Source organism: Njordella aestuarii, assembly GCF_056494165.1.
In genome coordinates this window covers 4,817,215-4,832,472 of sequence record NZ_CM151397.1, presented here as the reverse complement: position 1 = coordinate 4,832,472, position 15,258 = coordinate 4,817,215, and the positions used below count along the sequence as shown (strand labels likewise).

The window sequence follows — 15,258 nt, the reverse complement described above, 5'->3', positions numbered from 1 at the left end:
TTCGCAGAAAAATTGCCGCAAAGCGGACTAAACCAGTTAATAGCGGCATAGCGTGGAAAGCGCAAACTGGCGCAATGATCGCGCGTTTCCATGTACAACGCAGATCGGGAGTTTGTCTCGATGGCGAACCAGCCCCTCGGTCGTGACCTGGATGTCACCAGGGCGGCGATCATGTATACAGAAGTTCCAGCACTGGTCGACTTCTTGCCATCTTTCTGGAGCACTGTGGCAGTAGTAATTCAATGCCGTTTGATCTCCCCAGTCCAAAGTACCTCGCAGCACGTGTGAATCTCGCAAAGCCGCTGCCGTTTCGAAGTAGTCCTTCATTCGCCCAGCAGTTCCTGCAGCAAAACCGCTATTCAGAAAAGGTGAGTTCGCAAGCAACTTGAACACTTTGACGCGAGAGCTGGCGTCATGGATCGTTCGCGTCCAGCCTGCGACCGCCTTGTTATGAGGATAGCTTCTCGGCTCGCGCACCGCGAGTAGCTTGTTGGGATGATCTGCAACGGAACGCCAGAGCGGTTCAAGGCTGGCCTGAAATACTACATCGCCGACATCCCAGTAAGCAACGCAGCGCGAGTTGTCTACATGACGTAAGATCTTGGCGAAATCGGCCAAGCGTCGTACTGGTGGCATCCGTCCATTCTCAGGCGCACTGATGACTTCAACATTTGGGAGCTGCGAGAGTCGATGCCGCTCGCTAGGATAGAGCCCATACGCAACGGCGACGATGTGATTTTGATTACCCCATTCACGCAAAGAGCGCACGAATTGCAAACGGAATCGATCGGCGTCGCGGCGGTCAAACGCGGCCAGGATCAAGGCATCGCTAGTATCGATGTTAGGATCAGTTGTTGGTTTAGCCGATGTATGGTGCGTGCTTGAACGGTCGCGAGAAATGTGTAGCGATTCCGATCCATCCACATAGCCAATCCCGATACCATTGGCTCGCAGATCACGACAGCAGTTGCTACACTCACAGTGGTTGACTGAGCTGCGAAAAGTAATGCTTTTCAGGACTTCTGCGCGAAATAGAGTCGCACCCATCCCTACATGTTTTGTCCGCGAGCTGGCGTGCGATTCCTTTAAATAGTCGGAAGCGGCCGCTCCATAAGCAGGATTTCTCTGGAGGAAATCAACGAGCCCCGCTACGCAGTTCTCCTGCAATAGAACATCGTCATCGACGAACATTGCCCAGGGGGCCTTTACTCTATCGCGCGCCATATTGCGACCACGAGCAATCGTTGCAATGCGGTTCGCCTCGTTGGCTCGCGGCTTTGCCACGATCTGATTGAGACGCAATTGGATGCCGACTTGGTTGCGAATGCCTGCTGCAACGCGACTGTCGATCGGTTGGTCATCCTTCGTAAGCACAAATATATCGACTAGAACCATAAACAGATTCCCTGAGCAGTCACCCTAGCAATCCAAGAGGCTGAAGCTAGTCGGTTGTTCTGTCAAGCAGTCACGCTCGGTGGCACCTGAGTAGTGATTGATAGATCGGTCGCGAGGAAGCGGTGGATAGTATTCTGCGCTTTCTGCTGCCGTCATTCCAACACGAACTTCGAGCAGAGTTTGTGCTTGTTCCGTAACATAGGCGATCGCCTTTCCCCACTCTTTCTCTGCATACTTCTTCAATCCACTGATTTCTTCACCAAACAACCAAACGCCGTCATCAAAACTTACCTTATTGGCATCGTTCGGAACGAAGACGGCACGAACGTCCTTGAGATTGAAGTACCGGGTCATTGAAACGCGAATGGACGTTATCTCGCGTACTTCCAAAAGCATCGGAGAGTCTTTTGATGGTTTGCCAGATTTTACTGTTTTAGTAGTCAAGCGAATATCAGCCAGGCGAGGAAAAATAGCCGGGAAACTTACAGTACCAGCGATTTGCATCTTTGCAAAATCATCATCATTAAAAGTCATCTTTCGTTCTCTTTCATAGAGTGGATTTTTGTTGTCCGTGCTAGGCGGAATGAAAGATACGGACGGATCTTGTCATAGCCATGAGAGTCCCGCTGCGCTGCACGCGCATTGAGTGGTTGATACAAAAACGCGCCGCCACGCGTTGCTCGTTCATAGTATGCGCCTATTCTATTACCATCAAGTACATCGGGGTGAGTTTGACCTGATAAAATTGGATACATGTGATACCCATCGTTACACCACTCCATGGTATTGCCCAAAATGTCGAAAAAACCGAATGGATTTGGTAATAATTGCGCGACAGGCTTGCTCCGGTAGTTTGAATTTCGCGGTGTCCAAGCGTATTCATCAAGCAACTCAGGCGCAAAACCAAAAAATCGTGGACGAAGCGTATTTCCCCGGCAGGCAAACTCCCATTCGGCTTCGGTAGGAAGTCGATATCCATGGCGATCTAAAAAATCGTCCGGTAAAATCATGTCCGGTCCAATTTCTTCAATGGCCGGGTAACACATCTGCGATTCAGCAATGCCTTCAAGTTCGCTGATGTAACGGCAATAGCGAACCGCGTCGAACCAAGTAACAGATACGATTGGAGAATCGTCGTAGGCGCTGTAGTCAATTGGGAAGACGAAATCTGGATCGAACTCCAGGTACTGGCTGACAGTAATCTCACAATCGGACATAGCAAAACTGCGACCGATTTGCTGGAAATGGGGCCATTCCTTGGCACCGTCCCGCCCTATTTCGTTTGGCGGCGAGCCCATCAAGAATGGCTTACTGGCATCGATGACCAGCATTCGATGTCCTGACGTGGTAGTGTAGCTCTCGTTTGAATTCATCCGACTTGGGCCGCCGTTGAGATGGTCATGCAGCGCCGGTAGCATTAATTTGGTTGCCAAAAGCTTGGCAGATGAGTGTAGGCCACTATGTTGGAACCTTTGCGCAATCGCTCGCGTCGATTCTTCAATCAGTTCCAGGTCCTTTGGAGAGAGCGAGGCTGGTCGATAGAGTGCTAAAGCTTGCACTAGTGAATTTGCAACATCAATCGAGTCGGTTGTAGTTGCTAGGTTGCACAGGATGTCTGGAGCGAAAGAAATTCGATTGAGGGTATTAATTAGATACGCCCGAGTCTCTAGGTGTTCGTCGGAAGACAATGCCTTTAGAAATTGATCATACTTCTTTGCGGATATAAGTGCGAGTATTGCGTTTGCGTCTTCACGTGCGTTCTGATCTATCAATTCGAGTTTTGGCAGAGGACGCATCCATATAGAACTGTACTGGGCGCGTTCCAGTTCGGGAGAATTTTCGACGGAAATGCATTGCGGCCGATATCCTTGGGCTGCCAAATCTAAACAGGCGCGCCTGTGGTCTGCAATTGCGCTAGTTGGAATGTCACGAGTTTCCGTTTCAGTGCTATTCCACCATACTGAGCTTATCTGTTCCTGTAATCTTGGCGAATTAGTGACGATTTGATGTTTTCCAATGTGCACCGCCGGATATTTAAGCTCAAGAATATTTGCATACTGTTCCGTAGGGATCTGGAAGTCTTCTATGAAATCTACGCCAGGTTGCATTTTCCATCGAATAGCCGAATATCGTGCTGTTCCATCATCCAGAATGACTCGAATGCAAGCTCTTGATACGAAATTGTTCGAATCGAATGGTTGGATTCCTTTTGGCAGAAGTTCTTCTTCACGAAGATCGATAAAAATCCCCGAGTCGACAGCGTTTCTATGCGGCGAAGGATGCGTAAACACCATAGCGTAAAGAACTTCGTTACCGCTCGCATCGATCCGTCCTGAAAGATCGGCTGGGAAGTACCCCTGCGTCTTAAGCTGCGAGTATTTTTCGCGAATGAAGTCAGCCGGCTTATCGAGGAGGAATTGCGAAGTTCTGCCGTCGCGCAACCAGGTTGCAGCAACGTAACTTTGTTCCTCGTTTTGATACGGTCGCAACAGGGCCAATCGATAGCCAGCCTTGGCAACCGATGCATCAATCTTCTCCAAAAGATGATGCTGTAACGAATGGACAATGACAAACTTTGAATCGACAATACCGCCTGCTTGCTCAATCATTTGCAACGTTTCACGCTCAAATTCCTGAAGCTCGTTTTGCGCTAAATTGCCAGGAGGGATCTCGTCCCAGTCCAGTTGGATTGGAACGTTAATTGAAGCAGAAAGCGCATCCAAAACTTCCTTTTTACTAAGGTGTGCGCTCGAGAGTAGAATCGGAAGTTGATCGATTGAGGCTTTGCGAATCACCGGTGTAAGAGTTGCGGGTGAAGTTGCATATTGCGACAGGCAAATGGCGGCATTCGCGCGTTCTGTCGAGGATGGTTCAGAGCTGGCCGCAATCTCTGCCAGCGGTGGCATTAACGAATCGGCGTAAGGACGAAACGCGCGAATCCAATCGAGCAATGCAATGCTGTCTTGACGCACAATTAAGTTGCTCAGTCGATTCGCGTCGAGTTTGAATCGGTCCCCAGGTAGACTTGACATACTTTGCAGTGCGCCTGCTCGAAGATAAGCATCGTCTGCTGTGGATTCTTCTTCGCCGGAAAGAATCAAATTTGCGACTCTGGCGACATCGTCTTTCAGAATTTCTCCGACTGCAAGAATCTCATCCGAGTCAGCTGATTTCATATAGTCGGCTATCGTTTGCAAGGCTTTCGGATTCTTGTCGCGAATTGCCAGTGCAGCCCGAAAGCGATTGCGTGGAGGCGATTCAGGATTGGAGTAGATAGCTTTCAGTTTTGAAAGAGCATCAGAATTTTTTAGATTTATGGCACGTAGAGAGTCGGATAGTTTGCCTACCTGAGCATTCTTTAAGTTTTCAATGTTGGAATCGTTAGAACTCTCTTGCAAAATTGTATTAAACTGATGAAATCCGATTGCTGAGAGACTGATCAAGAATAAAGCAAAGGCGGCGATTAAAAGTGCGCGTTTCCGAAAATAGCTCGACGCTGCTTCCATGAAACGCAACTGCGCCTCGGTCCACGACGATTTGTGAAGGTGACGCCGAATATTCACGTAGTCCATAAAGCTCGGCATTGCCTGAGCTCTCGGGCGAAAGCGGTAGACTTCAGCATATTCATCGAGTCGCGCCTGAGCCTGTCCAGTTCGTGTCCCCATCTCATGTAACTGTATCCAGTGTTGCATCGCGGACACGAGAAAGTCGTGCGTGAGCTGGTAAGATGGGATTGCCGACTCGGAGCCTGATTTGTCTTCTGTTGAACGATCCTTGTCCAATCGATCTGTGGGAGTGATCAAGCGAAGCTCGCTATCGAGCATTCGCAATATTTTTTCGAACTGACCAAAATCGCTACAGCCAGAGGCGGCGAATAGTTCATCGCTAGTGCGGCGCGAGCCTTTTATCTTGAGGTCCGCGGTGGGCAAGAGTTGTTTAAGAATACGCCGAATCGGGCCGACGTTGTCACGATATCGCTGTGGTGAAGATTCGGAGTGAAAAAGTTGCTCGAGATAGCGAGCGCCAATGTTCCGTCCTGCGTCGCCTTTTACAAGACTTGGGTTATCCCATTTCTGCGATTTTAGCATTTCTGCTAAAACCGTAAGTTGTACGCAAATCACGCGGTTATTGGTTGATAACGAGCTAATTGCTTCGTCCAGAAACAGCTCATTTCCTACAGTAAACTGTTTTTCCGATGTTGGCAGCGCGCCATATGCGGTGCCAAACGCCGCCAACACCGAGCGGGCGTGTTTCGCATCGAAAAGATCCATCAACAGAGCGTTGCTACCTTCGGCAGTGTTAATGTCGATGGACTTCATGAATCGAGTCGCACTGCTTAAAAAATCTTCACGAACCATCAACACGCATTGTACGTTCCCACCATCGCACTGCCGCAGAGCCAATGTTAGTTCGTCGAATGCCGCGTCTTGGGCAAGGCTCGTATCCAACCATTGCTCGAATTGGTCTAATATCAGGACAACTTTACGTGATGAATCAAGCCGCAGTTTTTGAAGCATCTGCGGCAATGTTCTATCTTGTTCAAAGCGAAAACTCTTATTCAGCAATTCCCGGATATGGGCTTCAGTTTGTCTCGCGGTGCACTCGACGTAGACAGTACAAATAGTTGGATCTAGGTTCGGGCGAATAGCAGCGCGGACCATGCTCGTTTTGCCACAACCGCTGGGACCGTAAAGAAGGCCAACGCTAAATGTCTCTTTCGCCTCACGCTGCGATAAATGCGACACCCAAAATCGAACGCTTTCCGGCATTCGGTCAGGGCCACGAGGACCTGGCAATAGGTGCATGAAATAATCGGCATCGCGAAAGTCATACGGTCGCAGGCTCTTCGGTATAACCCCCACGGGAATAACGCAGGAATCTTCTTTTAATGCCGCTTTGTTAGCTGTCTCAGGTTCAATGGCTGTCGGATTTTTAGCCATCGCGCCACGAGCCGAACGCAGCTTTTGTGCGCAAGCGTCAAGCTCCTGCGCCATCTGTGCTGCAGACGAATAGCGTTCGCTACGAGATTTTGACATCGCACGCAGACATATGCGCTCTAATTCTGCAGGGATACGAGTATCCACGCTTCGCGGGCTAGGCGGTGTTTCCGACTGAATCTGACGAAAAATCTCAATCCGATAGTCAGAATCAAATGGGAACTTTTTTGTCAGCATCCAGTAGAGAACGACACCCAAAGAGTAGATATCTGTCTTATGGGTAATATGGTGACCTTCACCGGCCACCTGCTCCGGGGACATATATTTAGGTGTACCGACGCATGTATTAAGGTCGGCGACGTCGAAATCACTGACGGTCAGTCCGAAATCGACCAAGAAGACTTTGTCCTTGGAGTCGACCAGGATATTGCTGAGCTTAACATCGCGATGGATAAAAGTTTTGCTGTGTGCAAAATCAAGAGTCCGTGCAACCGTGGCTGTAAGTTCGGCAATTTGTTCGAAGGAAGGCTGGTTTGCATCACACCATTCCTTTAACGTAACTCCTTCGATGTATTCAGATACGATGTAGCACGGGATTGAATCAGTCCCGCCAATCTTGTAGACCGTGGCAACATTGGGATGCTGAAGGCTCGCAAGCGTCTTGGCTTCACGCAAATACTCTTCGGCCTGCTTTTTCTCGCTTATGTGACGATGATGAGGCAGTTTCAGCGCAACGTGTCGGTCGAGTGAGTTGTCCCAGGCTAAATATACGATGCCGAAGCCGCCCGATCCGACAACTTTTTCAATCTTGAATTCGTCGATCGATTCTAAGGAATGCAAATCGAACTCAAATGATGTATCTTTCGAGTGGTCATTGCTAGTTACGTCGAACTGCTTGGTCCGTGCAGATGAATCTTTGGAGCTGGTCACGGTTTTTGCTAACGTCAGGTTGCTGGTTCAAGAAGACTTGATCAAGTCGCAAGATTATAATCAATTCAGAGGTAGCGTAGAGTTAGGTTGCTCGAACTTTATGGTTCGGGCTCCGCCGCTGCAAACGACCGATCTGACTAAATGCTCAACCTAAAAAGAGGCCGAGGGTTTCTCTGAATCACATAACTTTGATCAATGATCTGCAAGATCCACGGATTGCACCCTTCTTGAACTTGCGAAACCAGAATCCAACGCGGTTCTGTGGAAAGTTTATTGTCGAAAGTAAGTTGCTCGTTCAACGCTTGGTCGACAGCGACTATGTCGTCGATTCGATTCTGATTGATCCTCGCGTTGGTCTGATTCCAGAGAGTTGGATCGAGCGGCAGATTCCAATCTATCAAGTCCCCGATACCAGTGACGTAATCGGCTTCCATTTCCATCGTGGCGCACTTGCTTGCGGAATCAGGAAGCAAGCCTTAGCTACTGACGAACTTCTAAACACACTGCGGGTTGACTCATTCCTGGGTTTAAAATCGGTTTACCTCCACCGCGTCCAAGATCCGGAAAACATGGGTTCCATCTTTAGGTGCTGTGCTGCATTAGGTGTGTCGAACGTTATTATTGGACCTGCGTGTGTAGACCCGTATGCTCGTCGCGTTATTCGAGTTTCGATGGGGACCGCTTTCAAGTTAAACCTGTATGAAGATCAACGCACCGAAGATTTTTTGCAGGCAGCGAAAAGTGCTGAAGTGGCGAGTTTCGCGGCCACTTTGAGCGAGGATGCTGTCGAGCTCCCGCAAGTTCGACCCAATCGACGGTGGTTGCTAATGTTTGGCAATGAAGCGCACGGTATTCCCGTTGAAGTGGCGCAAGCGTGTACGCAACGAGTCCGAATTAAAATGCACGACGGTGTCAATTCTTTGAATGTGAGTAACGCAGCAGCAATCTTTCTGTACGCATTCACGGCGTAAATCTGTTGGCACAAACAGCACAAACTTTTCTTGCAAGCTGCTTTTTTCCAAATCACTTTTGCAAATTGCAAGCAAACGGCCAAGGATCTTCTACTGAGCAAGAGCTGCCTTGCCTATCTTAACATCGGTGCTTCCACGTGGCAGCCGTAAGGTTGCTATTGGACGCGCGATTGCTATGTACGTACATGTCGGGAAATAGTAAAGAAGTTCTTGAAGTAGGCAAATCCCCCGGATTGCCTAGTTGTTTTATCCGATCTATCTCCAACAGATGCCGAGGCGAGGCAGAGATGTCACCTCAGATTAAGCGTATAGCTCTTGGTAGTTTTGTCGTTGTGCTTACGGCGCTTTTAGTGCTGTCAGCCATCGCTGTTGCACAACGCGACTCGAGAAACGTAGCGGACTCAACTGCGATTACTAATCCCGACTATGCCAAACAAGAGGTTGAGCCACTGGCGATGCCGGCCGACAGTCGCTCCACTTTTTACAGCGATTCCAGCGACGGCCCCTTCCGTGACAATGACTTGGATATGAGTCAGTTGCCGAGCATTGGGAGCCCACATCCGAGTGGAGAAAGTTTACCTCTCGAGTCCAGCGCATTTGCGCCGCTGCCCATTTCTGCGAGCGGGTCTGCAGTCGAAAATAGTACTCCAAATCCTCTGCGAAATGCAGTTCGATCCGCGAATTTGCGGGACACGGAAAATATCGCCTACATTTCGCAAGAAAGTATCGAAGATTCGGCCGATGTGCACCAGGAAAGCTCCATCCTTACGCTCGATGACAGCGATACGCATGTTAGAGATGCAAGCTGGGAAGAAGAGCAAGTCGATTCCCCGGAAGCAAGTCATGCAAACGAATCGAATGTTGTTCAAGCTTCTGGATATGGACTTCCGCCTGTCGGCCAAACGGCCCCCAAGGAAGCTTCTGGAAACGGAAACTTGCTACCGCCGCCGATGCCGCTGTTCAGTGCCAACAATACAGCACCGTCCAATGGTTCTACGAATCGAGGATCAGCCTCTCCCGTCAATGCGCCGGCAATGCTTTCGGTACCAGATGCGGCTCAAAGTTTGCCCTCGCTACCGACAACGCTGCCCACGCTATCTAGTCTCCCAACAATTCCCAATAGCCGCGAGCCGCAACAATCGTCATCGACAGCTGCTGTTCCGAATTCGCTACCCAGCAGCCTGAGTACTCCAGCTATACCGTCCCCAGGTCAATCGGTTTCATCCGACGCGTCCAATAGCTCGTTTTCCGCCGAAGGACTTGTGCCGATCCAGCGTCAATCAATGCCAACACAAAACGTGGCCGACGCACAGTCGAGTCCAACGCCAAGTCTATACGCGAATGGAGCTGGTGTGGGTGCCAGCAATCTTCCGAACGCCGCTAACTCGAACAATCAGCTTCCGGTAGAAGCGCCTCGCGCACGAATGGCCAGCAATGCATCGCTTGTGCCTCAAAATGTTTCGGGGGCTATCGCTCGGGAGAGCCTAACGAGTGAGATGCCAGGAGAGCGATCTTTGGACGGCGCACAGTCCCCTAGTTTGCAAATTCAGAAACAAGCTCCACAAGAAATACAAGTCGGTCATCCAGCGACTTTCACAATACTGGTCAAGAACATTGGCACTGTTGCCGCAAACGATGTTCAGGTTCAAGATTCTGTTCCACAAGGCACTCGTCTCGTCGCTACTCAGCCGCCTGCTAACCAAGTTGCCAACGGTCGACTGGTTTGGGACCTAGGAAACATCGCGGCGGGCGGGCAACAAGTCTTGACGATGGAAATCGTGCCCGAAATTGAAGGCGAGATTGGCTCCGTCGCGACGGTGCACTTTACGGCGCTTGCTAGTGTGCGAACCGTAAGCACCCAGCCCAAGCTAACAATTACTCAAACTTCTGATCCGAGTGTTCTGATCGGCGAGAAAGCCTATATTCGAATCAATATCGCCAACGATGGCACCGGTGTCGCTTATGACGTATCGTTAGAGGAAGACGTTCCCCAAGGCTTTCGTCATCCGCAAGGAAACCATCTCGGCTTACAACTCAACGATCTAGCTCCAGGCCAGACGCGCACGGTCAACTTAGAAATGGAAGCGACCGAGGCAGGGATTAAGAACAACCTGATCAGACTCATGTCGTCCAATGCCGATTCAGTCGAATCCGCGATTGAGATCGAAGTGGTGGCTCCCCAAATTGCAATAAACGCTGACGGGCCGGGGATGAGATATCTGGAACGGCAGGCGACATATCAGCTTTCAATAATGAATCAAGGGACAGCGACCGCCCGAAACGTCGAATTGAAGGCAAATCTACCTAATGGACTTCGATTCAATTCGGCCGGCAACGGTGGCGCATATCTTGCCGATCAACATGCCGTAGTCTGGATGTTAGAAGAACTCGCCCCCGGCGCCACTGCAGTTACCGAACTGAACGTTTTGCCTGTGGAGCAAGGAGATTTCGTTATCCGTTTGCAGAGTCGAGCGGAACGGACTGTTTCCGAGCCCATTGAAAAACAAGTTCGTGTTGAAGGCCAAAGCGAACTGGCTTTCACTGTAGAAGATGACAACGACCCAATTGAAACCGGCGAACAAACGACATACGCCGTACGCCTAACAAATGTTGGTACCAAAAATGATCGCAACGTTCAAGTCGTGGCAACTCTTCCTGAAGGAGCGCGAGTCTTGGATGTGAAGGCTCCTGTTGAGTATCAAGTTCAAGGAAACCAGTTGTTCTTCGCTCCTATTCCTTCAATGGCTCCCAAAGACGAACAATTGTTCCGTTTCACAGTACAACTTCAAAACGAAGGTACGCAAAAAGTTAGCGTTGCTGTGAAGAGCGAACTACGGCCCAAGGAAGTGATCAAAGAAGAGAGCACGCTTGTCTATCACGATCTTTAAGCGATAGAGAGCAAAGCTCAGGTCATCCTGTTGTCGGTGTGCGAATGGAATTGCAAATGAAAAAGTTCGTTGCGGAATCGATTAAGCCAAAGCTTTGTACGTCGGCTAGCCTTGGGCTCATGACATGCGTGCTTTTGTCCGGTTGTAGTATGCCTTGGGTTAAACGTGAAAACGAATCCGAAGCTATGGTGCGCAACCGTGAAGTACGGGAACTGCTGACAAGCGATAAACGTCCTCGACTGATTGGTGACGCCGCGAAAGTAACCGGACTTGCTCCTCAAAGGTTCGAAGCGTTTGGAGTCGTTACCGCATTACCTGGCACTGGCGGTGACATCAAGCCTGGTCCACAGCGCGACTATGTGTTAAAGGATATGCGATCGCGGGAAGTCGAAAATCCAAACGCTTTCTTGGCATCGAATCAAACAGCCGTGGTCAAGATAAAGGCGAATGTACCTGCCGGTGTTCGTGCAGGAGACCGAGTCGATCTCATCCTTGAGAAATCGATAGATTGTCAGGCCAAGGACCTTCGCAACGGTCAGTTGCTGCCAACACGACTGCTCGAGTTGATGTCTCTTGGCGGACGGGTCCGCGAAAGCGGATTGAAGGCGAATGCTGCCGGTTACCTCGTCACGATTCCGCCGTCGCTGAATAGCACTAAAGAAATCGATCCAAACTTGGCCATCATCCTAGGTGGCGGTACGGTTGCAGAAGATCAACGCGCTTATATCCGATTGGACGATTCGGTCCGCCACGGTACCGTCAGCAAGAAGATGGCAACGGCCATCAATCAACGTTTTGATATCAGTTTGAACGGCGAGCTTCGCGGGGTTGCTGAGGCAAAGTCAGACCGTTCAATTGAGCTGCTGATTCCGCCCAAATATCAAGCTGACATAGGGCACTTTACCGACGTCGTGCTTTGTGTCGGATTTACTGACGAGGGAAACGATCTGGCCGAGCGAATTGCGAAGTGCGGCAAGCGTTTAACCGATCCGATCACTGCGCGGCAGGCTGCTTGGGAGTTGGAAGCGATTGGTGAGGCAGGCAAACCGCCGCTGCAACAAGTGCTAAATCACCCCAATCCCGAGATTCAATTCTACGCTGCCTATGCCCTTGCCTATTTAGACGACTCGAAAGCAGTCCCTGTTCTGAAAAAGCTTGCCGAGACAGAGCCTGCCATGCGTGCTCTTGCGCTCAACGGTTTGTTACTCATTGAAAATATTGAAGCAGACGAAGCGCTGCGATCACTGCTTCAGTCAAGTGAACCGGAGTTGTGCTATGGGGCACTTAGGAAATTGCGCGAACGCCGAGCCTTTGACGCGCTGGCCGCAGGCCTGAAGTTGGGGGCAATTGGTCGCGTCACGGAAATCGCTAGTCCGAACAAAATGATCGCAGTCTCGCTGGAAAAAGAAGCTGAAATTGCTCTCTTTGGCGGTTCGATTCCTTTAGCGGTGCCTGACTACTATGAGGTTAACCCGCGTATGACAATGCGACTGGATCGGGGGCTAATTCGTTTGGCCCATTTTCGTCCCGATGGCGAAGACTTATTGGCTACTGCGGAGCCTAACGTTCGTAGTTTCCTCGACGCACTCGCTGCGGTTCAAGGTACTTACTCGGACGCAATCATATTCCTAGATATTGCGCAGCAGAATAGTTGGCTCAGCACGCCTGTCAAATTCAACCCGCTTCCCGCAGTTGGCCGGAAGTACGACCGAACAAAAGCAAGTGAGAAGGATGTCGTGTTCGACGAGGATCTGAATTCCGAATTGTTGAACAATTTGGATATACCTCAAGACGAAGCATCCAAGCCACAAGTTGCCTGGTGGAATCCGCGGAAGTATTTTGCCCCTTAGTCGGATCGTGGCGACAAGGTTATAATCGGGCGTTTCCAAGGTCGAACTTCGAACGCTCTCCCGATCATACGTGACCAATGCTTCCCTTTTTCGACGACGATTCCAGTGAAAGCTCTGAACTTTCCACTGATGAACTAGCCAAAGTCCCAGGGCAAGATCGTCAGAATCCGCTTTCGATTACTCAAGTAAATACAGTTGTTAAGGGCGTCGTCGATGATCTGTTGCCCCAAGTTTGGGTCGGCGGTGAGATCTCCGATCTATCACGTCCGCAGAGTGGCCATATCTATTTCTCGTTGAAGGACGACCACAGCACCGTCCGCGCTGTCATGTGGCGTACGGCGGCAATGCGGCTGAAATTTCAACTGAAAGACGGCCAGCAAGTTGTAGGGCTTGGCAAAGTCGACGTATACGTACCACGCGGAAGCTATCAGATCGTCTTCCAATCGCTGCAGCCTGAAGGCGAAGGCGCGTTGCAAGTGGCGCTTCGACAACTGCACGAGAAGTTGCAGCGTGAGGGGTTGTTTGACGAAGATCGCAAGAAACCTTTGCCTCGTTTCCCGCATCGCATCGGCTTCGTTACCAGTCCCAGTGGAGCGGCCATTCGCGATTTCCTCGAAGCGATGCGCACGCGTTGGCCGATGGCTGATATCCTAGTTATTCCTTCTAGCGTTCAAGGTGACGGCGCATCGCGAGAAATTATCGCCGGGATTCGAGCAGCTCAACGTCTGCAGCCACAACTTGATCTCTTGATCGTCGGGCGAGGTGGCGGTTCCATGGAAGATCTGTGGTCGTTCAATGACGAATCGCTGGTGCGAGAAATCGCCAAGTGTAAGATTCCAACGGTATCCGCAGTTGGGCACGAAATCGACGTTACGTTGTGCGATTTAGCCGCCGACGTTCGGGCGCTGACGCCCACGGATGCAGCGAACAAAGCGGTTCCAAGCCTGGTGGATGTTCTTGAGTCATTACGAACTGCCCAAATTCGAAGCCAGCAGGCGATGAGTCAGCTCACAAACAATTTGCAGCAACGACTTGCTGCGATACAAGAGCGTTCGGTGTTGGCACGCCCCGAAGAGATATTTATACGAAAGCAGCAACAAGTAGATGAGCAATCACTTCGTCTGCAGCGAGCGATTGAACAAATTCTGAAATCTAAGTCACAACAGCTTGCAACCTTGGCCGCCGCCACCGACGCGCTCAGCCCACTCTCCGTTTTAGCTCGCGGCTACTCGCTGACCCGAAGATCCGACAACGCTCGAGTATTGCGATCTATCGATGACGTCGTTGCGGGGCAACAAATCGAATCTATCTTGACCGATGGTACGATTACCAGCGAAGTGCGCACTGTGGAAAAGCTTTAGTACGTCAATTTGCACGGGGATGTGCTTCGGCGTAGACCTTCTTTAAGTTGGCCGTGCTCACGTGAGTGTAGATTTGCGTCGTCACGAGTGATTTGTGCCCAAGCAGCTCTTGTACACTTCGAATGTCGGCACCCCGATCCAGCAGATGAGTTGCAAAGCTGTGCCTTAACGTGTGAGGCGTCGTGCGGCCATCAAGACCCGTTTGCTTTATGTATTTTTCAAGCATACGTGCCACGCTGCGAGTGGTTAGGCCGTCACCAAACTTGTTTCGGAACGTCGGATATTCTCTACCGATGGGTGTGCGTGCAGAAGGCGTCCTTACTTTCATGTAAGCTTGGATAGATTGGATAGCATAACGCCCGAGTGCGCCAATACGTTCTTTCCGGCCTTTACCGCGAATGCGAAGCGACCCATCTTCGAAATCCAGATCACCATCGGTCAGTCCAACGACTTCGCTGACACGCAGGCCCGCAGAGTAGATCGTTTCAAGTATCGCTCGATCGCGAATCCCGGCTGGATCAACTCGGGAAGGATTTCCTAATAATGCCTTTACCTCATCCGCTGTCAGAAAATGGGGAAGCGCGCGCGACCCGCGAGGATTGCGAAGCGGTTTGGCCGGATTGCTGGTGGCTAGACTTTGTCGTTGCGCAAAACGGTAGAAGCTCCGCAGTGACGCCAGCTTGCGAGCAATGCTGCTGCGACTATAACCCGCTTCATGCAGTGCGGCGACATACGTTCGTAATTCACTGGGGGTTACGGAGTCAGGCGCAACCGCTTTCGTTCCGTCGGCCGTTAGAAAGTCGGCCAAGTCCATTAAGTCTTCGCGATACGACTTGATGGTAAGGTCCGAGGCGTTGCGTTCAACATCCAAATATCGCAAGAACTGAGCGATCGGAGAGTGCATACAATCACGTTGACTTTCGATA

The 15,258-nt window shown here is 50.6% G+C and carries 8 protein-coding genes; 4 read left to right on the top strand and 4 right to left on the bottom strand.

The genetic code is table 11. The annotated features are described in order from the left end of the window. Nucleotides 1-36: 36 nt before the first annotated feature. Genes SH451x_RS19090 through SH451x_RS19080 form a run of 3 tightly spaced genes read right to left on the bottom strand, consistent with a single transcriptional unit; the run spans nucleotide 37 to nucleotide 7,262 of the window. Nucleotides 37-1,395 (bottom strand): glycosyltransferase family 2 protein, encoded by a 1,359-nt coding sequence (locus SH451x_RS19090; RefSeq protein WP_479358624.1) that lies wholly within the window; start codon nucleotides 1,393-1,395, stop codon nucleotides 37-39. A 24-nt stretch (nucleotides 1,396-1,419) separates the two neighbouring features. After that, entirely contained in the window at nucleotides 1,420-1,929 is a 510-nt protein-coding gene (locus tag SH451x_RS19085) for a hypothetical protein (RefSeq protein WP_479358623.1), read from the bottom strand. After that, nucleotides 1,926-7,262 carry a protein kinase domain-containing protein gene (locus SH451x_RS19080; RefSeq protein WP_479358622.1) on the bottom strand — a complete coding sequence of 1,779 codons (5,337 nt, stop codon included), beginning with the start codon at nucleotides 7,260-7,262 and terminating at the stop codon, nucleotides 1,926-1,928. The genes SH451x_RS19085 and SH451x_RS19080 overlap by 4 nt, the downstream gene beginning before the upstream one ends. A gap of 188 nt (nucleotides 7,263-7,450) precedes the next feature. Between SH451x_RS19080 and SH451x_RS19075 the strand changes: the two genes are divergently transcribed. The 4 genes from SH451x_RS19075 to xseA all read left to right on the top strand — a co-directional run bounded on the left by SH451x_RS19075 (nucleotide 7,451) and on the right by xseA (nucleotide 14,332). Continuing rightward, nucleotides 7,451-8,233 carry a TrmH family RNA methyltransferase gene (locus SH451x_RS19075; RefSeq protein WP_479358621.1) on the top strand — a complete coding sequence of 261 codons (783 nt, stop codon included), beginning with the start codon at nucleotides 7,451-7,453 and terminating at the stop codon, nucleotides 8,231-8,233. 287 nt (nucleotides 8,234-8,520) lie between these two features. Beyond that, on the top strand, nucleotides 8,521-11,121 hold the full coding sequence (locus SH451x_RS19070) for a hypothetical protein (RefSeq protein WP_479358620.1): 2,601 nt from the start codon (nucleotides 8,521-8,523) through the stop codon (nucleotides 11,119-11,121). Nucleotides 11,122-11,177: 56 nt separating this feature from the next. Beyond that, the gene (locus SH451x_RS19065) at nucleotides 11,178-12,971 is read left to right on the top strand and encodes a flagellar basal body P-ring protein FlgI (RefSeq protein ID WP_479358619.1); all 1,794 of its coding nucleotides are present in this window, start codon (nucleotides 11,178-11,180) and stop codon (nucleotides 12,969-12,971) included. Nucleotides 12,972-13,048: 77 nt separating this feature from the next. Continuing rightward, nucleotides 13,049-14,332, top strand: a complete 1,284-nt coding sequence (xseA, locus tag SH451x_RS19060; protein ID WP_479358618.1) for an exodeoxyribonuclease VII large subunit — start codon at nucleotides 13,049-13,051, stop codon at nucleotides 14,330-14,332. A gap of 4 nt (nucleotides 14,333-14,336) precedes the next feature. On the opposite strand, the gene xerC is transcribed toward xseA, so the two are convergent. After that, nucleotides 14,337-15,236: a tyrosine recombinase XerC gene (xerC, locus tag SH451x_RS19055; protein WP_479358617.1), complete on the bottom strand. Its 900-nt coding sequence runs from the start codon at nucleotides 15,234-15,236 to the stop codon at nucleotides 14,337-14,339. Between the last annotated feature and the right edge of the window lie 22 nt (nucleotides 15,237-15,258).